Annotated in this window: 18 protein-coding genes; 3 read left to right on the top strand and 15 right to left on the bottom strand. The window is 56.7% G+C overall.

Features of this window, described 5'->3' with window-relative positions; all coding sequences use genetic code 11:
• Positions 1-82: 82 nt before the first annotated feature.
• From CCHOA_RS07025 to CCHOA_RS07075, 11 genes are all read right to left on the bottom strand, one after another.
• The gene (locus CCHOA_RS07025) at positions 83-1,939 is read right to left on the bottom strand and encodes a peptidoglycan glycosyltransferase FtsW (RefSeq protein ID WP_123928722.1); all 1,857 of its coding nucleotides are present in this window, start codon (positions 1,937-1,939) and stop codon (positions 83-85) included.
• A 243-nt stretch (positions 1,940-2,182) separates the two neighbouring features.
• Complete coding sequence (murD, locus tag CCHOA_RS07030; protein WP_123928725.1) at positions 2,183-3,667, bottom strand: UDP-N-acetylmuramoyl-L-alanine--D-glutamate ligase; 1,485 nt, start codon at positions 3,665-3,667, stop codon at positions 2,183-2,185.
• Positions 3,668-4,033: 366 nt separating this feature from the next.
• Positions 4,034-5,131 (bottom strand): phospho-N-acetylmuramoyl-pentapeptide-transferase, encoded by a 1,098-nt coding sequence (mraY, locus tag CCHOA_RS07035; RefSeq protein WP_123928728.1) that lies wholly within the window; start codon positions 5,129-5,131, stop codon positions 4,034-4,036.
• Positions 5,132-5,345: 214 nt separating this feature from the next.
• Entirely contained in the window at positions 5,346-6,854 is a 1,509-nt protein-coding gene (locus tag CCHOA_RS07040) for a UDP-N-acetylmuramoyl-tripeptide--D-alanyl-D-alanine ligase (protein WP_123928730.1), read from the bottom strand.
• 497 nt (positions 6,855-7,351) lie between these two features.
• Positions 7,352-8,950 carry a UDP-N-acetylmuramoyl-L-alanyl-D-glutamate--2,6-diaminopimelate ligase gene (locus CCHOA_RS07045; RefSeq protein WP_123928733.1) on the bottom strand — a complete coding sequence of 533 codons (1,599 nt, stop codon included), beginning with the start codon at positions 8,948-8,950 and terminating at the stop codon, positions 7,352-7,354.
• A gap of 644 nt (positions 8,951-9,594) precedes the next feature.
• Positions 9,595-11,451: a peptidoglycan D,D-transpeptidase FtsI family protein gene (locus CCHOA_RS07050; protein WP_377739995.1), complete on the bottom strand. Its 1,857-nt coding sequence runs from the start codon at positions 11,449-11,451 to the stop codon at positions 9,595-9,597.
• 183 nt (positions 11,452-11,634) lie between these two features.
• Positions 11,635-12,336 carry a cell division protein FtsL gene (ftsL, locus tag CCHOA_RS07055; protein WP_123928736.1) on the bottom strand — a complete coding sequence of 234 codons (702 nt, stop codon included), beginning with the start codon at positions 12,334-12,336 and terminating at the stop codon, positions 11,635-11,637.
• A gap of 158 nt (positions 12,337-12,494) precedes the next feature.
• Entirely contained in the window at positions 12,495-13,493 is a 999-nt protein-coding gene (gene rsmH, locus CCHOA_RS07060; protein ID WP_123928739.1) for a 16S rRNA (cytosine(1402)-N(4))-methyltransferase RsmH, read from the bottom strand.
• Positions 13,494-14,094: 601 nt separating this feature from the next.
• On the bottom strand, positions 14,095-14,526 hold the full coding sequence (mraZ, locus tag CCHOA_RS07065) for a division/cell wall cluster transcriptional repressor MraZ (protein WP_123928742.1): 432 nt from the start codon (positions 14,524-14,526) through the stop codon (positions 14,095-14,097).
• 815 nt (positions 14,527-15,341) lie between these two features.
• Positions 15,342-15,755 carry a DUF3040 domain-containing protein gene (locus CCHOA_RS07070; protein WP_123928744.1) on the bottom strand — a complete coding sequence of 138 codons (414 nt, stop codon included), beginning with the start codon at positions 15,753-15,755 and terminating at the stop codon, positions 15,342-15,344.
• A gap of 437 nt (positions 15,756-16,192) precedes the next feature.
• Positions 16,193-16,609 (bottom strand): SAV_6107 family HEPN domain-containing protein, encoded by a 417-nt coding sequence (locus CCHOA_RS07075; RefSeq protein WP_123928747.1) that lies wholly within the window; start codon positions 16,607-16,609, stop codon positions 16,193-16,195.
• A 406-nt stretch (positions 16,610-17,015) separates the two neighbouring features.
• Between CCHOA_RS07075 and CCHOA_RS07080 the strand changes: the two genes are divergently transcribed.
• Together CCHOA_RS07080 and CCHOA_RS07085 are read left to right on the top strand one after the other, a co-directional pair.
• Positions 17,016-17,570 carry a GNAT family N-acetyltransferase gene (locus CCHOA_RS07080; protein WP_123928750.1) on the top strand — a complete coding sequence of 185 codons (555 nt, stop codon included), beginning with the start codon at positions 17,016-17,018 and terminating at the stop codon, positions 17,568-17,570.
• Positions 17,571-17,774: 204 nt separating this feature from the next.
• On the top strand, positions 17,775-18,938 hold the full coding sequence (locus CCHOA_RS07085) for a polyprenyl synthetase family protein (RefSeq protein ID WP_245992102.1): 1,164 nt from the start codon (positions 17,775-17,777) through the stop codon (positions 18,936-18,938).
• Between the two features lie 305 nt (positions 18,939-19,243).
• Here the strand turns inward: CCHOA_RS07085 and CCHOA_RS07090 are convergent, their stop codons facing one another.
• Positions 19,244-19,609, bottom strand: a complete 366-nt coding sequence (locus CCHOA_RS07090; protein WP_123928753.1) for an Rv2175c family DNA-binding protein — start codon at positions 19,607-19,609, stop codon at positions 19,244-19,246.
• Positions 19,610-19,760: 151 nt separating this feature from the next.
• Between CCHOA_RS07090 and CCHOA_RS07095 the strand changes: the two genes are divergently transcribed.
• Positions 19,761-22,247, top strand: a complete 2,487-nt coding sequence (locus tag CCHOA_RS07095) for a protein kinase domain-containing protein (RefSeq protein WP_123928756.1) — start codon at positions 19,761-19,763, stop codon at positions 22,245-22,247.
• A gap of 168 nt (positions 22,248-22,415) precedes the next feature.
• Here the strand turns inward: CCHOA_RS07095 and CCHOA_RS07100 are convergent, their stop codons facing one another.
• The 3 genes from CCHOA_RS07100 to CCHOA_RS07110 all read right to left on the bottom strand — a co-directional run bounded on the left by CCHOA_RS07100 (position 22,416) and on the right by CCHOA_RS07110 (position 25,567).
• Positions 22,416-23,816 (bottom strand): class II 3-deoxy-7-phosphoheptulonate synthase, encoded by a 1,401-nt coding sequence (locus tag CCHOA_RS07100; RefSeq protein ID WP_123928759.1) that lies wholly within the window; start codon positions 23,814-23,816, stop codon positions 22,416-22,418.
• Positions 23,817-24,175: 359 nt separating this feature from the next.
• Positions 24,176-24,706, bottom strand: coding sequence for a polyadenylate-specific 3'-exoribonuclease AS (locus CCHOA_RS07105; RefSeq protein ID WP_123928762.1), 531 nt, complete (start codon positions 24,704-24,706; stop codon positions 24,176-24,178).
• 99 nt (positions 24,707-24,805) lie between these two features.
• A complete protein-coding gene (locus CCHOA_RS07110) occupies positions 24,806-25,567 on the bottom strand; it encodes a lysophospholipid acyltransferase family protein (RefSeq protein WP_245992103.1) in 762 nt (253 codons plus the stop codon).
• Between the last annotated feature and the right edge of the window lie 118 nt (positions 25,568-25,685).

The following is a 25,685-nucleotide window of genomic DNA, read 5'->3' on the forward strand; positions in this document are numbered from 1 at the left end:
CAGTACACCACCAGGTCGAATACTCTCTAGGTTTCGATAACCATTGCACAGTCATCGATTGTTGCGCGCTCCATGACCTGTCCTACCGGTCACGATTGCGGCGGGTGACACGAGGCCCCGCGCTGCGGGAGCCTGTGGACGGCGGGGTGCGGCGCACCGGTGGAACTGGGCGAATCCGATTCGATTGACCACGCTGGGAACCTGCATGAGTGTCGGAATCGTGCCCTAGTATTGCCGATTCCTCTCGTGCAGACTTGCTTCCCAGCTGGGCACCACCGGCTGCTGGCCGGGGGTTATCAGACTGCTGCACTGTCGGATACCTGCGCACCGGATAACTGGGGCGTGACCCATCGACCCGGTCGTTGCGTGTAGTCGACACAGCCGATGAACGATACGGGGCGGCCTTCCCAGTCCCCCGAGAGGATGCGCGGTTTCGCGGCGGCGATGCGGCCGCCCCTTTGCGAGGTGCACCACCTGCACTGCTCGCTTGCCTCCCCGGTGTCGGTGGCTGCTTCCGGGTTTGCGATCCCAGCAATGGTTGTTCACGGCGGGTCTGATGAGGTTGGGAAAAACCGAGATAGCTGCGCCATCCGCCAGCGGCACTGGTTGATCGGGGTGCGGAGTTGGCTCCATTGCGAGGAGCTGCCGCACGCGGCGCAGCGGTGAGGGTCGCCCCACCATAGCGGGAAAGCCGCAGATGCTGGGGCGGTCGAATCTTCAACAGCCGATCCCCCACTGGCAGCCCATGGGTTTGAATCCCGGCCACAGCCTCCGGTTCGTGCCGGGCACACGACGCCAACAATCCCATCGACGTCAGGGTCACTACCGCAGAAGTACCACCGGAGGAAATCATCGGCAACTGAATCCCGGTAATTGGCGCCAACCCAATAACATAGGCAATGTTGTAGGCCGCCTGCACCACCACACCGACCGTCAGACCGGCTGCAAGTAACGCCTGAAAACGATCATCGTGGCGCATTGCACACCGCAGTCCGAAGGCCAGCAACAACAGGTAGAGAGCGATAACAAAAACAGCCCCAATCAACCCCTGCTCTTCGCCAACGATCGCAAACACAAAGTCGTTTTTCGCTTCGGGAAGATAATTCCACTTCGCCCGGGACTGGCCAAGTCCCACACCGGTCACACTACCTTCAGCAAGGGAGAGCAACCCCTGATAGGACTGGTAGCCGCGGTTGCGAATATCGGCAAAATCCCCCTGGAAGGTTTCCCAAAACACAATGAACCTGTCGGAACGGAAACCGCCGCCGACCGCCAACGCGAACACACCGACGGTGCCGATCCCAACAATCCCCAGAATCATCCGGGGATCCACCCCCGCAATCGTCAACACTAAGGTGACGGTGATACCAAACATCATCACCATGCCAACGTCACCCTGGAAGAAAATCAGGACACAGCACAGCGCCGCCATAGAGGCGAACTTGAAATATGGCATCGCCGGATTTTTGCCAGGACCGGTAGTGTCAGCAAAAAATTTCGCGCCCCAAATACAGATTGCTACCTTGGCAAGTTCTGAGGGCTGCAAGCCGATAAATCCCTGCTGCAGCCACGACTGGGAACCGACTTCTTCAGCACCCACACCACGAATCAAAGTAACGAACAGCAGTGCGATTGAGACCCACAGCAGCGGGGTGGACAGGTTGCGCACCCATTGCAACGGTACTTGTAAAGCAACCCAGAAACCGATGAAGCCCATTGCCACGAAAATGGATTGTTTCGCAGCCGCCGACCAAGTATCAGTAGCAGAAGCACTCATCGTGGCAGAAGTCACCGTGAGCAGGCCGATACTGGTAAGCAGCACCACTGCGGAGACAATAAAGAAATAGTCAACCAATGGCCGGCTCAACACGTCAGCGATCGTGTCACGAAACCGCTGACGAATGGTGGGGCGCGCCGGTGCGGCGGCGGAAACAGTCATAACAAACGTCAGCACCTTTCATCCTGCGACGACCCAACCAGCAGCCACGAGCCGGACAGGGAACACTCACAACACCGAAGCTTCGTTACCTTTTCAGCAACGGCACCATGCTCACAGCACTTGTGCAGTGACCACGGTGCGGTGCCGTCAAGTTCTGGTGGTGTGCAGCAGCGGCCAAACTGAAGCAACCACCAAAAAATACGAAACAGTTGTGACTATTGTGACAGTTGTAGCTGTTGAATGCTACTGAGTATAGGCCCGTGCGGCAGCAGCAAACAGATTCCCACGCTCAGCCATGCCAGAGTACATATCCAAACTTGCCGCGGCCGGTGCTAGCAGCACCACCCCTGGGCGGGACACCGCCGCCACCGCCTGGGACACTGCCTCGTTCATCGCCGCCACCGGATCAGTGGAATCAATAACCACCACCGGAATCGACGGCGCCAGCGCAGCAAGTGCATCCGCAAATTGCTGCCGATCAACACCCAACACAATAGCTGCCGAAATATTGTGGCTGGTTGCTTGTAACAGCGGCCGAATATCGGCACCTTTTAACTGTCCACCAGCAATCCACACAAATGGCGCACCGAGTTGCATGGCGCTCAAAGCGGCATGCGGATTTGTTGCCTTCGAGTTATCAATGAACTGCACCCCATCGCTACTCGTATGCACACATTGTCCCCGATGGTCAGCCACCGTAAATGACGCTAACGCGGCAGTAATCGCGGTACTGTCCGCCCCAACGATCAGAGCCGCAGTCGCCGCAGCAGCCGCATCATAAATTCCAGCAGGTCCCGGTGGAGAAATCCCCACAGCAGGGGCAAGATCGCAATCCTCACCCGCGACACAACCTTGGTGATCAATCGGTGCAGATGCGGAAAGCAGCAGCCGGTCACCAGCCACCCCCACCCCACCGGCAGGAACATCGTTTGCCGAAAACTGAATCCAACTGCCCTGTCCACCACTGCGATCCCGCAGCTGGGAAATAGTCTCACGGTGGGTGTCGATTGCATCCTGCAGCACCGGATCATCACCAACCACCACGGTCGGGGCACGCAGCAGCTGCAACTTTGCCAAGGCATACTCCGCAAAACCGCCATGCCAATCAAGATGGTCTTCCGCCAGATTCAAAAGCACTCCCACATCTGGCGTGAACTCGGCTGTCCAATGCAATTGGAACGATGACAATTCACACACCAACACTGTCTCTGGCGTGCTCGCTGCAAGCGCCTGCAACACCGGGGTACCAATATTGCCCACAGCAATCGCCGGAATCCCTGCCGCCGTCACCATGTGGGCAGTCATCGCCGTAGTAGTGGTTTTCCCATTGGTGCCAGTAATCCCCACCCACCGGTGCGCACCACCACCAAATATTCCCGCCTGGTCAAGTCGCCAAGCTAACTCCACATCCCCAATTACCGGCACCCCAGCCCCCTGTGCAGCCGTCAACAGCGGCGCATCCGGACGCCAGCCGGGGGATACAACCACTAGCGAAAACTCTTCGATCCGCTGTTGTGCCTCCGCTACCTTAATGACCGGCGCGGTCGTTGTTTCGGCAAGTGTATCGGCCGCTGCAGGATGATCATCAGCCACCACCACCGGAATATCACAGTAATTTGCAAAGAGTGCAGCCACTGATCGACCCGTCACACCAGCACCTGCAACCAACACCGGACGATCTGCAACATCTAACACCGATGCCACCCTCGACCACTGATTTTCCACCATTGCACACCTCATTTTGCACAGCCCACACGGGCAATATTCCAAACCACTGCGCCACCAAAAGCTGCAACTGTGTGCAACACAAATGTGGCGGTGGCAACACAGACCAATACTTGGCCTACCGCCTATTGAACCACTCCACCACCCGCAACCTAGGCAACCGGCACCGGCAAACGCTGCAAAACCCACCATCTGCTTCAGCCCACCACCACCGATACCCCACCTGTGCAATCTTCCACCTCAAGTGCTGGCCCGCCGAGCAAAGAAAAACCAGCTGCTCAACCAACAGATTAAGCAACTGGTATGACGACAAGCTGGTATCAGCTGTGACTGTCCTTTTTCAAGCACAGCCCCAAAAATGCTGCACGACTAGGAGCTGGTGGCTAACCATTCGGAATAAAACAGCGCCATCCCGGCCATGATCGCCATCGCGGAAAGCAACCAGAATCGCAGCACCACAGTGGTTTCAGCCCAGCCACCATTTTCAAAATGGTGATGGAACGGTGCCATGCGGAAAAATCGCTTACCGCGGGTCTTAAACACCGCCACCTGAATCACCACCGACGCTGCCTCGATCACAAAGAGCGCACCGATAACCACCATCAACAGTTCTGTACGGGACACCACCGACAACCCAGCAACAAGCCCACCGAGTGCCAGCGAGCCAGTATCACCCATAAAGATTTTCGCCGGGGCACAGTTCCACCACAAAAATCCCAAACAAGCCCCCAGCCCGGCTGCCGCAATAATCGCCAGCGACAGTGGGTCACGCACCTCATAGCAGCCACCGGTTTGCCCGGGGGCACAGGGATACCGGAACTGCCAAAAAGTAATGATCGAATACGCACCCATCACCATCGCTGTAGTCCCGGCTGCCAGACCATCGAGTCCGTCGGTAAGGTTCACCGCATTCGACCAGGCAGACACCACAATATAGATGAAGAAGAAGAACACAATGGTGCCAAGAATTCCACCACCGATTCGCAAATCGAATGCGTCAATATCCCGCAGGAAACTCAACCGAGTAGAACCGGGGGTCAGCCCAGCATCATTACTAAAACGCAGGATCAGCCAGCCAAAGATCAACGCCGCCGCAAACTGACCGACAAGCTTCGCTGTCTTGTTCAGCCCCAGGTTGCGGCCTTTCCACAATTTGATGTAGTCATCGGCAAACCCCAAAGCACCCATAGCGAGGGTGAGGAACATGACGATGAGCCCCGAAGCAGTGAAGCCATCCTTACCGGTAAACCAGCCTGCCAAATTGCCGACAATATAGCCTGCGACAATACCGGCAATAATCGCAATACCACCCATGGTAGGGGTACCACGTTTACGCATGTGACTGGCTGGACCTTCGGCGCGAATTTCCTGTCCGAGGCCTTCCGCGGAAAATCGGCGGATAAGCACCGGAGTGAGAAAAATCGCGACGAGAAATGCCACGGCGCCGCTGAGAATAATTTGAGCCATGAGACCTAACGATTTCGCACTCGGGATCGAAAAATGATTCGACTGTTACGGGAACACCGGCAGCGTGCCGCTGCAATGCGGCACTTGTTACCGGTGGTGACCTGCTGGCTGGCGCTGCTGAAGTATGCAATTCCGGCAGTCAGCCGCCCGCGTCAGTAGTCTACTCGCACCCCAAGTGGGATGACGAAGCGTGCCTGTTTGCAGCGGAAAACCCCTACCGGACGCGGCGCTGCCGATCGCGATCGATGAGCATAGTGGCGACATCCCATAGATGATCAGCATTCGATGCTTTAATCAACACCACATCACCAGGGGCGAGTGAACAGTCCACAATGTTGGCAGCTGCCCCTGCCGACTGTGCCTGCTCAACCGACATTCCAGCATTCGTGGCGCCACGCACCAGTGCCTTAGCTGCTACACCTTGACCGACTGCCACAAGCTCATCAATCCCATAGGCGGCCAATTGCGCCCCGAGACGTTCATGAGCCTCAATTGTGTCATCGCCAAGCTCACCCATTTGCCCAAGCACAGCCCAGCGACGTCCCCCTTGCTGTTGCGGCTGCGTTGCTTGCAATGCTGCCAGCGCTGCCTGCATCGATTCAGGGTTCGCATTGTACGAGTCGTCGATGACAGTTACCTTGTCGCGGCGCACGGTGACTTCCATCCGATGGACACTTTTCGCCTGGTGGCTTCCCAGTGCAGCAGCTACCGCATCCAGTGGCATCCCGGCATACAGTCCAACTGCTGCAGCTGCCACCGCATTATCAACCTGATGACGACCAAACACTTGCAGCTTAACCGGCGCTGAACCTGTGGAGCAGTGCAACACAAATGAGGCACGGGACAACGAATCAACAGTGATTTCACTTGCCCACACATCCGCCGTAGGTCCTGTCGACTGTCCCGCGGAGGTAAACCGCAGTGGTGCGTGGATCCGTTCTGCCATCGCGGCCACATTGGCATCGTCGGCGTTGAGCAACACCAGCCCATGGGCAGGAACTGCTTCAGCAAGCTCACCTTTCGCCCGAGCAATCGCTTCCACACTGCCAAACTCGCCAACATGGGCATGGCCAACGTTGAGCACAACCCCCACATTAGGCGGGGTGATATCGGTGAGTTGACGGATATGCCCTTCTCCCCGGGCAGCCATTTCGGCAACAAAGTATTGCGTCTCCGCCGTGCAGGTCAGCGCCGTATACGGTAAACCAATCTCGTTGTTGAAACTCCCCGCCGGTGCAATGACCGCTGCAGCCGGTGCATCCGGCCCCACAGCGGCACGTAGCACTGTCCCGATCATATCTTTCGTGCTGGTTTTGCCCGCTGATCCGGTCACTCCAACAGTAATCATCCCTGCTTGGGTGAGCTCATCATGTACAGCTCGTGCTAAACGGGATAGTGCGGTAAGTACGCGAATCCCATCGCCTGCGGGGTCAAGATCGAAAAACGACGCGTTCGTCTTCGTCACTTGAGCCTCCGGAACCATGATCGCTGGAACCGCAACGTCTCGCGCTGCCAACACGGCAACTGCCCCAGCCTCGATTGCAGCTTCTGCAAAATCATGGCCGTCAGCTTTCGTTCCGGGAAGACACACAAACAAAGAACCGGTCTGCAGTTTACGGCTATCAAATTCCACACTGCCGGTGACTATTGCGGCAGGATCAGCATGTTCGTTGAGCGTCCCGCCCACGATTTCCGCGATCCGCGACAGGCTGTATTCAATCATGGGAAAGCTCCTTCTATCGTGAGCGAAAATCGGTCTAGTACCTAGGTTTTTTCAGTGTTCAGGCTAAGCAGGATCAAACCTTCGGCCAAGCGCACTGGGAGATGCTCTGCACACCTGCCGGCTCGATCGCGAGGTATGGCTGCAACGTGGCGGAATCCAATCGTCGCGAATCCCGGCCGCGGTAACCACACTCGTCGACTCACCCACCAACAACGGCTCTGACTTTCCTACCAAAGGTGTGCTGCCAGGCAAGCATGTCTGGTGGTTTCCACCGCCTAAGGCGTTATCCACTTGACTTCTACGACAGGATCAATGGTAAGCCACCAGGAATCTGTCCGCCTAACATTTCTATCACCGTAGCTTTTCCACAGCGGTCGCAAATGGCTTGGCCTGCTACCCAAGTACTCCCATCGGGTGCGGTGGCACTGTCCATTCGACAGCTCCAGGGGTGCAGCAACTGGCTGAAAGGTAGCAATCAGCGAAGTATCAGCGACTGGCTAGGAGCGGCGAAGCCGCTGAGCAATAGCGTGCTCAGCTTGGGTGACATCATTAAATTCGATGACTTCGTCACCGATTTGTTGTCCTGTCTCATGCCCTTTACCGGCAATAATGACCGTGTCACCGGGGTTTGCCCAATCGATGGCGTAGGCAATCGCTGCCGACCTATCGCCAATCTGATGCACTTCCGCAAGGGATTTCCGCTTCTTCGCAAGTCCCGTACCGTTTTTCTTGTCTTGCCGGTTTTTTGCCGATGATAGCGACTTCTTCGCGGCTGTAGCGGGTTTTTGGGAGAGCTCATGAATACCGGCGAGAATTTCACGGCGAATCGTTGCCGGATCTTCACTTCGCGGATTGTCATCGGTGACCACGACAAGATTGGCGCGGGTCGCAGCTTCTTTGCCCATAACAGGCCGTTTCCCGTGGTCGCGATCCCCACCGGCGCCGAATACCACCGCGATACGACCTTGGGTTTGGTCAGCGACAGTGTCCAGTACTGCGGCTAATGCTGCTGGCTTATGCGCATAGTCGACAAACACTGCAAAGTCTTGCCCTTGCTGGATTGGCTGCATCCGGCCGGGAACCACTGCGTCGGTGAGTGCTTCAGCGAATTGTTGCACCTGCACCCCGGCCGCGTGCGCCAAACTCATTGCTAGTGCAGCATTGGCAACGTTAAACAGCCCCGGTAGTACTGTTTCTGCGTGAATCCGAGTCTCACCAATGCGCATCGTGAAGGTGTGTCCCCCACCGGCGGTGGGAACAATCTCGGTTACTGGTTGGGATGCGGGCGCCCCCGTCAAACTGATTGTGGCGGCCGCAGGTCCGGCAATGACTGCCATCCGTCGCCCCCACTGCTGGTCGACGTTGATCACGACTGAAGTGGGGCGCACCGGCGAACCAGGTTGGAAAAATTGTGCTTTAGCCGCGAAATATTCCTCCATCGTGTCGTGAAAGTCGAGATGGTCTTGGGACAGATTGGTAAACCCGCCAACCGTGAATTCCACGCCACCTACCCGGCCGAGCTCTAACGCATGAGAAGACACTTCCATGACCACATGGGTCACCCCAATGTCGACCATGTGCCGAAACAGTGCCTGCAACACGGGCGCTTCCGGGGTGGTGAGTTCTGTGTGGTGCGGTTCACCGTTGATCCGTGTGCCATTGGTGCCGATCATCGCGACCGCATAGCCCATTTTCAACAGCGCATGCTCCAGCATGTGCACAACAGTTGTTTTACCGGCCGTGCCAGTCACCCCAATGATAGTGAGCTCACGACTCGGATTTCCATAAACTGCACTGGCTACCTTCCCAAGAATGTGCCGAACATTAGCCACCACAAGCACGGGACGCTTTTCGCCGGCTTCGGTAAGAATCCGGTAGCCTTCCGCATCGGTGAGGATCGCAGTTGCCTGTGATTTGGCGGCGAAGTTTGCGCCATGTGTGCGGGTTCCGGGGACTGCTGCAAATAGGGAGCGTTCTTCTAAGGTTTGTGCGTTGATTCCCACACTGGCGATACGCAGTTTCCCTGCCGTATCAGGGTCACCAGCATTGAGCGTTGCGCCGCTGACTACAGCAAGTTCGTCCAAACTCGAGGTCATCGAATCATCGACCGCCTTTCACAATCACGTTGGTCTGGTAGCAGCAGGAGTGCCGGCTGATTGATAGTCACCAGCAGCCGCACACCGGGTGCTATTGAGCTGGCCTGTCCATCAGTCCGCTGCTAGATGCTACGCCGTCCCCCGGCCAGGATTGTCGCACAGGTGTCCGCAGGTGGATTGTCCGCAAATCACGTCCAATCAGGTGGCCTATTCGCATTTCGTGCCAGTGCAATATTTTTCATCGATAGTGCGTGGCACCCAGCGAAGGCACCGTGGCGCCAGCCAGCTTGGTGAACACGTTACTTCCGGTGGTGTGTTCACCCGTGGCTGTGATCTCAGCGGAAAAGGTCCTATACGGCAGTCGGTCGGCTGCAGCGGGCAATATGGTGTCATTTCCTGGCCCATGTTGTCCACTGCACTTATTAGTTGAATGTTGTTGTGTTCCACAGCATAGAACACCCAACCTGATTCCACCGCAATTTCTGGTTACCGCCTTGTTATCGTCATCGCAGTTTTTCGGTGAATTGACACACGTCCAGTGCAGGTAGAGACGCAAAAACACCACTGCTGCTGAGGGGAGTTTTTCACCTTCAGTAGCAGTGGTGTGCTTCGTGGTTGGTGCGTGGGTTGCAGGATTAAGCGGCTCACTGCATCTGTAAGGTGAGCATCGCTGGATCACGGGGGCCAGACAGCGGCACATTGTCCCGGTTGAGCAACCACGCTGCAATATCGTGGAACAACGGTGCAGCCGATTGGCCACCTTCACCATGCGGTCCACGCTGCGGATTATCCATCTCGATGGCAATCACATAGCGAGGATTATCGGCGGGTGCGATACCGGCGAAGGTGATCCAATACATTGAATTGGAATAGCAGTTACAGTTCGGATCAATCTGCTGGGCAGTGCCTGTTTTGCCGGCGATCTGATATCCGTCGACGCTTGCCTGCGGTCCGGTTCCTTGGTTAATCCCGCTCGGGTCGCGCTGCGTGACTGCCTGAAACATGGTTCGTAGCGTGCGAGCGGTCTCCGGGGAGATCACTTGCGTTGTTGGTGGCTTGTCTTGGGTGACAACTGTGCCGTCGGGGTTGGTGATTTTTTTCACGATCCGCGGCTCCACTCGTTGCCCATCATTGGCGATGGTCTGATAGACGGAGGCCATCTGCAAAAGAGTCAGGGACATGCCTTGACCGATGGGAAGGTTGGCGAAGGTCCCGGCAGTCCACTGGCTGCGGTCAGGCAACAACCCTTGGGATTCACCGGGCAATTCAATATGGGTAGGTGAGCCGATTCCAAACAGTTTCAGCATCTCGGCGAAACGGTCTTCCCCTACTCGCTGTGCCAGCATGAGGGTGCCCACGTTTGAGGATTTACCAAAAATCCCGGTGGTGGTAAACGGCACCACACCGTGCGGCCACGCGTCGTGCACGGTAATGCCGGCCATATCGATGGATCCTGGTGTGTCGATCACTTCGTCGGGGGTGGTTTTCCCGTCTTCGATTGCGGCAGCGGCAGTAATAATTTTCGCGACCGAACCGGGTTCCAACGGGGCACTAATGGTCGGATTGTTAAAGGTTTTCCCTTGTTTTACCTGAGCTTCAATGTCACCCATCGGGTCGATGGTGTTTGAGGCAGCCATGGCGATAACTTCGGCGCTGTGGGCGTCGAGGACAACTGCCGATACCCCCTTTGCCCCAGAGTCAGCCATCGCCTGGTCGACCTGGGATTGGATGAAGGTTTGCGCGTCAATATCGATGGTGAGTTGCACATCTGACCCGTTGACTGCCGGGATTCGGTTGCGTTCAGTTCCGGGCAGTAACGCACCCATTTTGGTGGTCTCAGCGGTCAGCCGTCCATCGGAACCTGCCAGAAGCGCATCAGCGTAGGCTTCGTAACCGAACTGGCCTTCTTCTTCCGCGGAAAGTTTGCCAATAACATTGGCACCAATTGCCCCGTTGGGATACTGCCGCAGATCAAGCTGGTCGGCTGCGATTGTGGGATATTTATCGGCGACTTCTTGCGCAATATCTGGATCCACATTGCGTACGAGCACCGCATAGCCGGTGTCTGCATAGAGTTTGTCGCGGATTTCGTCGGCTTTCACCGTCGTCGGGGAGGCCGCAGCCTCAGTAACCATGGTGGCAATGTCGTCTGCTAGTGCGTCGATATAACTGTCGACATCGGGATAGACGGTCGGATACTGTGCATGCAATTCGCCAACATCCCGGCGTAACGTATTCGGCGAAGTGGTGAGCATGCGCGCCTGCATGGTGTGCGCCAAGGTTTGACCGTGGATATCGGTGATGGTGCCGCGCCTGGCGGGAATGGTAAGCACCTGAGTTCGTTGATCTTGGGCTTTTTCCGACAGTGCAGGACCCCACACAATTTGGACCTGCGCCAATCGGAGAATAAACACGAACACCACGATTACAGCGATCACCAGAATCCATCTACTGCGCACCCCAACTGTGGAGGCTCCCGCCTCCCCAACCCCGCTGAACAAGCCGAATCGGCTGGCAGCTGAGCGAGTGTTACGGGCAGATGCCGGCGCCGGGTTTGGCCGTTTCGATCCTGGGATTGGTCGCGGCCGGATAGTGGATTTGGCAGGGTTGGATGCAGACGACCGCGGGCGGTTGCTGCCTGCTGCAGCATCCCGCCCGCGGGAGTTGTTGTTACGAGAAGTCACTTACTGTCCTGCTCCAGAACGGCTGGCGGGGGTATTCGGCGCATATGGGGCAACAGCATCAAGCTGCGGCACACCCGGGACGACAACAGGCTGCTGTGGGGCGAGCCGTTGATCGGTGAGCCCTTCGGTCTGCGCCGGGTCACTGGTCGCTACGATCGGACGCACCTGTTGACCGTTGACGTCAATAATAGGACGTGTGGCAGCCGGATCAGGTTCCCGCAGCACCGTTTGCGCCCCGGCAGGATCCACAGCAATAATGCCCGGCTGGTCGGCGACCACCAGACCCGCATCGGCCGCATTGCGCGCTATCGATGCGCTCGAAGAAGCCAATTCAACATCCCTGCGCAGCGTCTCAAGCTGATTGTCCAGCTGCACATTTTCTTCTGTGAGCTGTGCAATCTGGAAAGTTTGCTGGGCAGTGACCCCGGACAGGTACATGGTTGCTGAAAGACCAGTAATCAGCACGGCGAGCAGCACGAGCACGAACCGGACCTTAGTCGGATTGGGCTGTTCAGTGACGACACGGCGCCCCCGAATCGACCGAACCGGCTTCGTCGACGGAATTCGCTGCGGTACCGGATGGCGCTGCGGGAACGTCCGCGGCACGGTGCTGGGACGTGGCAGCACCGGGGTGCGGGTACTCGTCGCAGCCTGCTGTACACGGTGGCTCTGGCGCGGAGCCTGGGTGGTCTGCATCGTCATCGCGGAAAAGCCTCACTTCGTCAACAGCAACATCTTGGGGTATCAGGTTGGTGCTCTCCAGTGCACCATCAGCAGCAAACGCTAAAGCTGGGGAAGTCGGGAATCATCCAACAATGAAACATGTGGAAGATTCACCAGACAGCGGTGTGGTTTCACACCTATTCGCGGAGCTTTTCAATAGCCCGCACCCGGACTGGTTTCGCTCTTGGATTTTCCGCAATTTCGTCGTCAGTGGCCTGCAACGCACCGCGGGTAAGGGCGGAAAATTGCGGACCGTGGCCGGGCAGATCCATTGGCAACCCTGGTGGTTGATGCGATTTCGTCGCTGCCGCAAATTGTGACTTCACGAGTTTGTCCTCGTGAGACTGATAGCTCATCACCACCATTCGCCCACCGACTCGCAGTGCAGACATCGCCGCCGGCAATGCCTGCTCAATCGAATGCAGCTCACTATTCACTGCGACTCGCAACGCTTGAAAGGTGCGCTTCGCTGGATGGCCACCAGTGCGACGTGCTGGAGCCGGAATTGCTTGATAAATCAGCTCCACCAAGGTGGCGGTGTCGGTGATTGGGGCTTGTTGACGATGCTGCACAATTGCTGAAGCGATCTTTGCGGCAAACCGTTCATCACCGAGTTGCGACAAAATTTTCGCAATTTCCCCGTGGGAATACGTGTTGACAATGTCGGCGGCAGTCAAGGAGGTTTGTTCATCCATGCGCATATCCAGCGGCGCATTACGTGCATAGGAAAATCCCCGCTCTGGCTGATCTAGCTGCATCGACGACACTCCTAGATCGAAAAGAATCCCAGCAACCCCATGGGCTGCTGCTATGGCGCATCCTGCTGAATCTGCAACATGGTCCGCAAGTGCCTGTGTGATGCCATCGAAACGGGTTTTTACCGCAGTGAAGCGATCCCCGTACGGCTCCAGTCGCGCTGTTGCGATATCGAGTGCTCGTTGATCCCGGTCAAGCCCAATGACATGGGCGGTGGGAAACGTTGCCAGAAAATGCTCTGTGTGACCGCCTGCCCCCAGTGTGCAGTCCACAATCACCGCAGTGTCCCCTGCAGCAGCAACAGAAGGCTCCAGCAAGGCAGTCACCCGGTCAATCATCACCGGAATATGGCCATGCTCACCGGCTGGAATTGTTGTCATCGCCGATCGCCCTCCCAGATTGTTTGCCACTACAGCGGTACGTAAAACATGCGGTTCAACCCCCACAGCACACCAGGTATTCGACAGTAAGTTCACCATCGACCAGGACAATATCGGTACTGATACACGAAAACCCACCAGATGTCGGTGGTGGGTTCGTGGCAGATCATCATCCACATCCAAGCATCACCGACGGTGAGACAGCAGTGGTTGTGATGCCGACGGGAGCCTACCTGACAGGCCACGCTCTGATGCAGGGGAAGTACACCAGCTACGCAGCGCACCCTTCAGGTAGACACCGATCGACATCCATCTCAAAGCAGGAAGCCACGCAAGAGCCTCGCTTTGCTTCATCATCCAGCAGCACAGAAACCAAGCTGCGAGTTGATGGGTTCGTTACGTCCATCAACTGGGATTCCCGTGTTACATCCGATGTCGTGCGGATCTGTGTTGTGGCAGACCATCCCAAGGTGTCCCTTGCAACGTTGCGCCTGGTAAACACGAACCGCGGCACTGCTACTCCATTGAGGGCAATGCTTGTCGTTTCGATGTGGAATGAAATTGTTGTTGCTTGAACTGTGAGCACGCTACAGGAATATCCCTACATAAGGTCTTCCAGCATCGTGTTTTCAGCGGTCGAGAACTGTTCCTCGGTTTCAGCTTGGTAGCGTTCCCAAGAAGCAGCGTCCCAGATCTCGAGAAAATCCATAGAACCGATCACCACACACTCTTTGCTCAATCCCGCATAGGCGCGATGTTGCTGCGATAGTGTGATGCGACCCGAACCGTCAGGGAATTGCTCATCGGCACTCGCCGCCAAATGGCGAACGAAAGCACGCGCTTCCGCATTGGTTCGCGATACTGCGGCGGCTTTTTGCGCACGTTCTAGGAACGCTGCACGCGGATACACCGCCAACGAGTGATCTTGACCTTTGGTAACAACCAGCCCGCCGGCAAGTTCTTCGCGAAACTTTGCAGGCAGCGTCAATCGTCCCTTGTCGTCCATCTTGGGAGTGTAAGTACCGAAAAACATGTCTCGGCACCTCCTCCGCTGACGTTAACGATCGGCTCTATCGTGTATGGAGTTTCTTGAGGCTGCGAAGCGGTGCCGTTTCGTTAGGACGTCACCACACTTCGTACCACCGCGCCCCACTTTACCCCACAAATCCCCACAAACTCCACATATCCGCCCCACAAACCCCCACCATGAACACATATCCGCAGTTCATTGCCAATTTCCGCAAGTGGGGGAAGGTACACCTACTACACCCCCAACCGTCACTATCGCCCCATGAGTCACAATTTTTTCTTCCCCGTTAGCACAACCGCAGCCAGCCCATACCTTGATCAGCATTCCCAGGACTCCCAACTCCTAGCTGCAGTTTCGGCACGAAAGCAGGGATTTTCCGCCACACTACCGTCCAACTAATCAACCGCCACACACCGCAAGGGTTAGCAAAGTGGGGCGAAGTGGGAGATCTCGGTGGGGAGAAGTGGGAGATCTCGGTGGGGCAAAGTGGGGAAGATATACAGCCACTCCCCTACCAGCAATAAAGCCAACCCTATGGATGCGAACCGGACACGAGCTAGCCAAGTGGCTTTCAGCCAGTTAGCCAACACAGCGCCCCGCAGACCGCAAGATACAAACTCGCCATCCCGTCGAATCGGACACAGCCCCTGGCAGCAACGAGCGAACACTCCTTACGAAAACCGAGGTCCACAACCGGGAAATCAAAAAACGCCCGGCTTGAGAACACATCTCAAGTCGGGCGCGGCTGCGAAAACTTTAGTGAGCAGCAACCACAATGGGTTCTCCACAATCGCCGCCAACTAGGAAGCAACTTTTAGCTATTGCCGACCAAAGCGACGTCGGAAGTTGTCTTCCATGCGATCACCTAATCTGTCACCAGCTGCAGTACGGGGCTTCGACACGCCACCGGCTTGCAAGACATCGCTAAGATCGTGGCGTTGTCGAGTCTGCTCAGGCTTATTCCCGCCCCCGCGGAGCGCCCACACCCCAGCGCCAAACATCAGCAAGAACCCAGCTACCGAAAGCAGCAACAGCCAGATGCTGGTTTGGCTCAACGCCACCCCGGCGATGAGCAAGACCAGCCCGACGAGCCCTAAAGCGATCGCACGGAGGTGCAGCAATGGCGAGGACTGAGACGGTTCTTTAAATCCTGAACCGAAACTTGGATCCTCGGCAATCAGAGCACGCTCCATCTCTTCTAACGCACGTTGTTCATGCTCAGATAATGCCACTGTTCCTCCATGGACGATGCGGGTGGGCAAGTTGCTTTCATAAAACGGACACCGACTCGACACTGCACACAGTCGAAACTCTAGGTAACGACTGTAATGCTGCATGACGCATAGATATTTATCATTGACGTCACAGCACCTACTGTAGCGGCAACGGGTGTATTTCGCGGGTCAACGATCAATGTTGCTAGCCCTAGAAATCTTTAGTGACATCTTAAAGCACACTGTCCACAATATTGACCACCAAACCCACAGCAAGCGTTCGGTCTAATCAAGTAACGCCACAGCACACACTTTGGTTCCCCCGCAGCGACAACAATGTCGCACAACGCTTGCTCACTGCCGCTCACACTACCCCCAAGGGCAGCTGTTTTGCAGTTCTGCGAGACCGTCGAGCAACCAATGAGAAGCTCATCACAGCATGATAAACCAGCACTTTAAGCCACTTGGGGAAGCCAGCCCGCCTCCTGCTCCACCACAGTGAGCAGCGACTCAACTTCACTTAACAGGTCGTTCACCATCTGTGCATCGGCATGACTTACTCCACATAACACATCCTGACGAATGCCCTTCCAGCGCCGAAACGATGCAGCCTGCACCGCCCCCAATTCGTCAAGCCGTGCAAGCTGTTCCCATGCACTCGTGGGACGACCACGCTTATTTGCGGCACCAGCTGCGGCAATTCGCGCCCCAGCCGTACGAAGTGCCGCCCGGTACGCGTTTTCCAACGCTTCATCAAATTCCCCCTCTCGCAGCTGTCGATAAGACAGCGCAAGCAATTCATTAGCGCGGGAAATGTAGCTGTCACGAGCTAACGAGCCGGACGCAAAAGAGGTTGAGCTTAGCCGCGCCATAATCATTCTCCTTTCAAAAACATTCTGTCTCTCGTTCGACCACATCACAGCGACTCCTAGGTCGGCGCCTGCGATCCTGGATTCTGCGTGATGGATCATTGTTCACTTGTTTCAACGCACGGAAGATGCTCGTTATTGCAACATCCGTTTGAGTACCGGGCAGCGGTACCGGCAAAATGCCGAACCGATCAGGTTTTATTTCGGAATTCACGTTAGGACACTCCCCGCACAGCGAGCAGTACCGCAAGCCCATTGTTAGAACATTTGATCGAACTCGCGGGGTTGCTTGACTCCCCAACGATCCGTGATTTGCCCGATGAGGTCGATCCGGCTCCTGGTTGCCATGTGCACAATCTGACCGTCAAACCAGCCCCATAGGTTCCCAGATCGTGGTTGGCTTGAAGAGATGAATGTCTCTGTAACTGCTGTCGACACCGCTACGTTCCGCCGTTGTGTTCCCCAACTTGTCGACATTTACCTCACCGCAATGAATTATCCGCGTTCACTGCGGGCGGATCGCATTCACTCCTGGCAAGTGGCATCCACCCGTGAACACCATCAGGCAGTTATCGCCCTCGACCAAGAAACAAATCGTCTGGTGGGCTGTTGCTGGGGCGTACCTGGTAGCCCCACGTCCTGGTGGGATCATTGTGTTCGCAGCTACACGCAGCGACATCCGACTGAGCTTCGCCAGCCCGCAAGTCTGCTCGAGAATTATTTCGAACTTTCGGAGATCCACGTCCTGCCTGCAGCGCAAGGGCACGGCGTTGGAAAACACATGCTGCAAGTTTTCCTCTCTCAGATCACCGCGCCGTGGGTGCTGCTTTCCACCCCAGAGGTGGAACATGAAGCAAACGCCGCGTTTCACCTCTATCGCCAATTCGGTTTTGTCGACGTCTTACGCAACGTAACTTTCAGTGGTGACCATAGACCATTCGCGATCCTCGGACTGCAGCAATAGCAACCAGCTCCGGAAAACTGGTACTACCCCAAGGTTTCCCCACTGAACGTCTGGTTATCAGCACGGCAATAGTGCTTTCCTGCGAGGAGCTTGAGGTGTTGTCTGCGGCAGGCAAGACCTGCACACCACATCTGTGCGCAAGTTTGTCGTTGGGAAAGGCGACTGCAGCCGCGACCACTAGCCCCACGGCAGCGTTGGAATGAAATGACGTATCATTCCTTACAGCAGTTTTGTTCCCCACTGTTTCCCAGGTACAAAGAGCAGGTTAAGACCGCCATGTCGCACCTCACCGTCAATGCGCAAGAAATTCGATCAGCAGTCGAAACCAACCTTGCAAGTTTTCTTCATGACCGCCGCGAAGAGCTCGCCCCTATCGACGGTTTTATTAGCGATGTAGCTGAAGACATCATCGCTTTTGTGACCGGTGGTGGTAAACGAATGCGGCCATTGTTTGCTTGGACAGGGTTTGTGGCAGCAACCGGTGAGCAGGAACCACTTGAACGCCCTGAAGCTGTCCTCAGAGCGGTCAGCGCTTTAGAACTGATCCAGGCTTGTGCTCTCATTCACGACGATATTATTGATGCTTCTGAGACCCGGCGTGGCAAACAAACCATTCACCGCCGGATTGCTGATCATCATGCAAGCCACGGCTGGAAGGGGGATCCACAGCGGTTTGGTGAATCGATGGCGATCTTGGCCGGAGATTTGGCGTTGGTGTGGGCTGATGATCTGATCGCTGAAGCATGTCTGTCTGTGGAGGGTTTGGTACGAGCTTGGCCTGTGTGGGCCAGGATGCGAACCGAGGTTATTGCAGGGCAAATGCTTGATATTTCGGTGGAAGCGGCGCGTGACGAGCGGCCAACTTCTGCCCGGAAGATCAATGAGCTCAAAACTGCCGCCTATACGATCGAACGCCCCTTGCATTTTGGGGCGATGCTTGGTGGCGCCGATCAGCGTCTCGTCGATGCCCTCCGGGAATATGGCACCGATGTGGGGGTTGCTTTCCAACTGCGGGATGATTTGTTGGGCGTGTTTGGGGATTCTGCAGTCACCGGTAAACCGGCCGGGGATGATTTGCGGGAGGGGAAACGCACCTTGCTGGTAGCGAAAGCGTTGGAGTATTTGGATACCCATGATCAAGCCGGTGCACGTCAGCTTCGGGAAGGTCTTGGTGAGGTCACAGATCCTGCGGCGATCGCTGAACTTGCCGACCTTATTGCCGGTACTGACGCGGTTGAGACTGTGGAGGAAGAGATTAGCGCTTTGACCGACAAGGGGCTGCGGGCAATCAGGGACGTTCCGCTGACGCGGCAGGCCAGTGAAACGTTAGAGTCGTTGGCGCTTGCGGCGACTGTTCGTCACGCCTAGGCACAGCTGAAAATGTACTTTCCACAACGCTGCCTGCCCCTGTAGTAATACCGCCAGTGTGTTGGTGCTCTGTAGGGTGTCTTGCGGGAGGCTGATCTATCCGTTGTGGTCGGGATGGCAGCAGGTGATGCCGGTCGTTTCACCTCCCGGATGGTTGGGAGCAAAAAAACTCTCCCCGGAAAACAGTTCCGGGGAGAGCATTGCTATCGGGGGGTGAAAGCCCCTTTGCGGGATATGTGTGCCCGCGGTGCCAGTCGCGAACAGCTACAACTGTTGCGCGGAGGCAGCATTGTTCAAGCGCTCTGTTAAAAGCCCATTGCTTGCGCGCGACGCATCACTTCCCGGGCGAGATGCCCGTGTAAACAATCAATTGGCCGGCCAGGCAGGCTCGGATCATTGGTAAACATGTAATCCAGAATTTCAGTTTCTTCCCAGCCACCATCTTTTAACAGGGCGGTAAGACCAACAATGAACTTGTTCATCTCTCCGTTGTCGGCAAGATAGCGGGCGGGAATTTTTTTCACCCCACCGTCTTTGACGGCGATGATGGTGCCATTGTTCACCATGGTGATCAGCCGGGTGACGGGCGCATTCATTGCCTCGGCAGCGGTGGGCAGATCGAGCAGCGGTTCATCCGGAAGATACTTGTTTGCATCAGGAAAAGCAGTCACAGTTGTGTAAGTGTATAGCGTTGCCGGCTTTTTCCTAAGTGGTGGTCAAAGGCTCCACCCACGGTTTCATACCGGCCACGGTGAGGTGAACTGCTGGGTGTTCCCCAATCCCGGGGTGGTTTGTTGGCTGTGATCTGTCATACTTGATGCCATGAGTCAGCTTGCGCGAGGCGATGTGTTAGAGGATCGCTATATTGTTGATGCGCCCATTGCCCGCGGCGGCATGTCCACGGTCTACCGGTGTGTTGATCAACGGCTGGGGCGGACAGTTGCAGCGAAGGTGCTGTTAGATTCGCTGACCAGTGATCCGGTGGTCACTGGGCGGTTTAAGCGTGAAGCCCGGGCGATGGCGCAGTTGAATCACCCGAATTTGGTGAACGTGTATGACACAGGTTCCTCCGGGGAGCATGTTTTTCTCATCATGGAGCTGATCGATGGTGGCACGCTGCGGGAGTTGCTGCAGGAACGCGGGCCGATGCCGCCGCATGCGGCGATTGCGGTGCTGCGTCATGTGTTGACTGGTTTGTCGGCGGCGCACACAAACAATATGGTGCACCGTGATATTAAGCCGGACAATATTTTGATTACCACTGATGGGCGGGTGAAACTTGCCGATTTTGGGCTGGTGCGTGCAGCCGATGCGGTGCATCCTTCTGATGGCAAGATTCATGGCACCGTGAAATATTTGTCACCTGAACAGGTTGAAGACGGGTTTATCGGACCGCGGTCGGACTGTTATCAGGCAGGTATTGTGCTTTTTGAAATGCTGACAGGCACGACACCGTTTCAGGGGACTTCGCCGCTCAGCTTGGCTAATGATCGGCTTACTCGTGATGTGCCTGCCCCGTCGTCGGTGATTGCCGGTGTGCCGGAAGCAATCGATGAACTGGTCGCTTCCCTGTGTGCCCGGGCGGTGGAAGATCGGCCGAGTAATGCGGCTGCTGCTCTCGCCGAGGTAGAGTCGGTGGCTGCTGCATTGCACTTGCCGGCGTTTACTCCTCCTGCCCCAACCCGGGCGGCGGCAGCGTTAGCTGCCCAGGCGGCAGTGGACGATCCAACATCGGTGATGACCACAATGTTGCCGCAAGCTGCAACGGATGGGGGGACAACAGATCCTGCCGCACCGCCCACGGTTGCGTTGCCGGGTGGTAACCCGTATGGTCCGCCGGCGGCTGGGTTAGCAGCTGCCGGGATCGGTGGGGTGAGTGGTGTCGGTGGGCTTTCAGCGGCAGCTGCTGCCGGGGTGGCCGGGTTAGCCGCCGACGAGGAAGACATTCCTGGTCGGCACCGCAGCGATGATCCGCGCCGAAGTCCAGTGCCACAGGTTACCGCTGACGAGCATCCCACAGCGGTGATCCGTAGCCAGCAGCAGCCGCCCGCCGAACAGCCACCTACCACGCACTCCCCCACCCCGGCGGCGGCACCGATCACTGATTCCACCCAGGTTCTGGCACCTGCAACCGACGGTGCCGCTATCCGGCAGCAGCATACTACGAATGCGGCACTACTTCCTGCTGCGGATCAATCGCCCCGGCGGGAATCAGCAACCATCACCCCGCAACGCCAAGTCGGTAACCGTTCCACAGCAAAACTGGTGCTGTGGCTAGCGGTAGTGACCGTCATGGTGTTGGCGATCGCAATTGGCGCGTGGTGGTTTGGTTCCGGCCGCTACGGCGAAATCCCCCAAGTAGTAGGGGCGGAAGCTGCGGCAGCAACACAACAGGTCAGCGAAGCTGGATTTACCGCTACTGAACAACCAGTTTGGGACAACTCCGCCCCACCGGGCAGTGTGCTGGGCACAGTACCCGCCGCCGGGTCACAACTGGTGCGTGGCCGCACCGTGGCGGTGCTTGTCTCCCAGGGGCAACCTGATGTGCCAGCAATTCCAGCCGACCGCTCCCCGGAGACCTATCATGCGGCCCTCCAGGAACGCTCCCTCACCTGGCAGTCAGGGGAATCATTTTTTGACCGCACCATCCCCGCCGGATCAATTATCAGTGTTGAACCGCCAGTTGGAACAGTGGTCGCTGCCGGTGCACCGGTAACAATTCACCAATCCAAAGGTCCGCACCCGATCACCATCCCCATGCTGCGCGGGCAAGCAGAACAAGCTGCTCACGATCAGCTCACCGAAGCCGGATTGAAAATCGTTGGGGTGCGGGCCGAATATAGTGACGCAGTACCCGCCGGCCATATCGTCACCACCGAACCAGGTCCTGGTGAAGCAAGCGTCGAAGGCGCCGACATTACCCTCGTAGTATCGAACGCTATCCCGATGCCAAATCTCATCGGCCAACCTGTGATCCCCGCTGAACAACAACTTGCGGCCCTAGGAATCACCACCACCAAACGCCTGCCCTCCACGACCCCTGGCACAGGCGACCACGAAGTGCTCGACACTACACCCCGCCCCGGCGAATTGATCGACCCCACCAGCGGCACTGTGATGCTGATGATCTCCGACGAGGTGACCACCCCCAACGTGGTAGGGATGACTGTGGAAGATGCCAGCAAACTTCTCGAATCACTCGACCTGCAGTTGGCCGGCGACCTGCACGACCCTGCGGCGATCATCTCCCATCAACAACCCACCCCAGGCACCACCGCCCACTCTGGTGGACGCATCACCATCGACTAGGCCTTAAGGAAAGCTCCGCCACACATTCACCCCATTAGGGGTCATCTGAACAGCGCGACACACCCCACCACGCCTAAGGCACTACGCACGTGTGTGCCTACGCAAAGACAATCCCGCTGCCAGCACAATGCTTGCTGACAGCGGGATTATTCCTGTGGGTTACCCCTCCTACTGGGATTTTTGATTCCGCAGCATTTCGGCAACCAGGAAGGACAACTCGAGGGACTGTTGCGTATTGAGCCGTGGATCGCAGGCCGACTCGTAACGGCCTGGCAGATCAATATCGGTGATATCTTCCGCCCCACCGAGACACTCAGTGACGTTTTCCCCGGTGAGCTCAATGTGGATACCACCCGGGTGGGTGCCCAGTGCACGGTGCACCTCGAAGAAGCCCTGCACCTCGTCGATAACATGATCGAAGTGGCGGGTCTTGTACCCATTCGAGGAAGTAGTCGTGTTGCCGTGCATCGGATCAGACTGCCAAATCACCTTGTGCCCGGAAGCCTCCACAGCCTCAATAATCGGCGGCAGCACGGTGCGCACCTTGTCGTGACCCATACGAGCCACCATAGTCAGCCGACCCGGGTCGAAGCCGTGATCGATCCGGTCAGCATAAGCTACAGCCTCTTCTGGTGTACAGGTCGGACCAATCTTCAACCCAACCGGGTTAGAAATCATGGCGGCGAAGTTGACATGGAAATCTTCCAAGCCACGGGTCCGTTCACCGATCCACAGCTGATGCGCAGAAAGGTCAAACAGTTCCATCTCACCGCGCTCATTTTCAGCCAGCCGCAGCATGGAACGCTCATAGTCAACCAGCAGCGCCTCATGGGAGCAGTAGATCGCAGAAGTCCGCAGCGACTCGTCGTTCACGCCACACGCTTCCATGAATCGAAGACCAGATTCGATTTCATCAGCAAGAGCCTGATAGCGGGCACCGGCCGGCGAATTGGCCACGAATTCCCGGTTCCACTCGTGCAGCCGGTGCAAGTCAGCGGTACCAGAGGTAACCAGCGCACGAACCAGATTCATCGCAGCTGAAGAGTTTGCGTATGCCCGAATCATGCGGGCAGGATCATGACGACGAGACTGTTCATCAGCGGCTACCCCGTTGACAATGTCGCCGCGGTAGTTCGGCAGCCCGTTGCCGTCCAAATCAGACGAACGCGGCTTGGCGTACTGGCCAGCAATACGGCTCATCTTCACTACAGGTGTCGAAGCACCATAGGTGAGAACAACCGCCATTTGCAGCAGGGTTTTAATATTTGCGCGAATATGCGGTTCAGTATTCGATTCGAAGGTTTCCGCACAGTCACCCCCCTGCAGCAGGAAGGCTTTACCATTTGCCACGTCAGCTAAGGAACGCTGGAGCCGGCGAATCTCTGGCGCAACCACCACTGGAGGCACCGATTCGAGCACTTTCCGCACTCCAAGGGCATAGTGCTCATCCCAGGTCGGCTGTTGATAAGCGTCGCGGGCAATGACGGATTCAAACTGCTGGCGCAGCCCATCCGGCAATGGCGGCAGGTCTGGCAACTCGTCTACTGGGATATCAATATTCCAACTCACCCGTCAATGTTTACCAGATATCGCGCACCAAGTGATAACCCCAAATCGGGTCTGCAGCAACCCCCTTCGCCCCCGGCATTGCCCCCACCCCCACCACACAGCCGTCCCTCACTAGAACTGGCTGTGGGGTGTGATACCCAACTAGCTACCGCAGTCATGCTAAGTATTGCAGAAGTCTATAGGCAGTGATCTGCAGAGATAGCGCCTTTCCTAACACTCACCACGATGAGCTAGCCCCACCGGCAGCATCCCAACATCACCCAAACATGTGACCATTCATCTTATGCTTATTACCCCGCCCCGGATGCAATCCAACAAACCCAAGTCCACAACAGCGGACAGCTGGGGGGTGGGACAACCTAGGAAGATCGTTGAATCGCATTACGCCGATCCAGAGGACAGACCTCAGCAATTGCTACAAACCGATCCCGGTTATGGCGAGCATCCTCTAACGCATCATGCTGTCCCTGCGACATGGTGGGAATCCACGGCCTGCCAGCAAATTCCCAATACTGCTTCAACTCGTGGGTAAACCGCGGCAGCCGCGCCGGCATATCCGCCATCGAGCCGAACAGTTGGGCATACACCACATGATCGTAGCCACCAACCCACGCCCACAATTGGGGATTGTCTGCCTGTGTGGTGGGATGGTGAGCAAGTAGAAACTCGGCTACTTCCTCCGCGATGAGCCGGCGCGGCTTCCATAGTGGGCTGGCCGGCGACGGAAGTTGACTTAACACATGCGTCCGCACCCACTGATTCGCGTCGCCGGGATGAAAGTCGGTAGAGCACGCATAATATTCCCGTCCATCTTCGGCGACGATACCGATTGACACCAGCTCAAGGGTGGTGCCATTGTCAAGGAATTCAGTGTCGTAGAAATACCGCATAGTCGGTGGAGTCCTTCGTTTGCGATCGCACCTGCGGGAAGGGGGATCACCGTCTGGCGCACTATCTCGCAAGCTGATGGGGCGGGATAGCGGTGGCCGCTACTGTTGGGTTGGTCGATACTGTTCCGGGTAACCTTCACCGGCAGCAAGTGATGCTTTAATCTGCTGGGCATACACATCCACATAGGGTTGCCCACTCATCTCACTGATCCGGTGCATCACCTCATCTGTGAGTGCCCGCGCGGTTGCTCGATCCTCTGGATCGGCAGCAAGTTCATGGGTGGCACAAAATGCGACCGGGTCGATTGGGGCACCGACCACCATGCGTACCTTGCTTGGCCGCAGAATCCAGGAGCCTTGCGGGTTCGCTTGTCTAGTGCCAATCATTGCGACCGGCACCAGTGGAGCACCGGTGGCCAACGCGACCCGAACAGCCCCGGTTTTCCCTTTATAAAGCCGACCATCGGGACTGCGGGTCCCTTCCGGATAGATGCCGACGAGTTTTCCTGCTTCAACTTGCGCGATAGCAGTGTTGATCGCGGCAACTGCAGCGTCACTATTCGTGCGGTCGATAGGAACCTGCCCCACAGAGGTGAAAAACCAGCGCTGCAGCGTGCCAACAATCCCGGTGCCGGTGAAGTATTCCTGTTTAGCAAGGAAAGTGATCTGGCGCGGGCACAGCAGCGGCAGATAAAACGAGTCGAAAACACTCAAATGGTTAGACACCACGACTGCCCCACCGTGGGTGGGCATATGCTCCATCCCGGTGACTGTGGGGCGGTTGTACAGTTTAAGAAACGGGCCGATAGCGACCTGTTTGAAAAAGGTGTACCACTTGTTGTTGGGCTGCTGCTCTGACACGAAGTGCGCCTTCCTAGCGGGGTGGCCGATAAAGTGTGTTGCCGCATTGCTACGCGGTAGTTGCTGCTGACCTGCCATACTACCGGGGAGCGTACAACAACATTGTTCGACTCTTGCA

It is taken from the genome of Corynebacterium choanae (assembly GCF_003813965.1).
Lineage (GTDB): Bacteria > Actinomycetota > Actinomycetes > Mycobacteriales > Mycobacteriaceae > Corynebacterium > Corynebacterium choanae.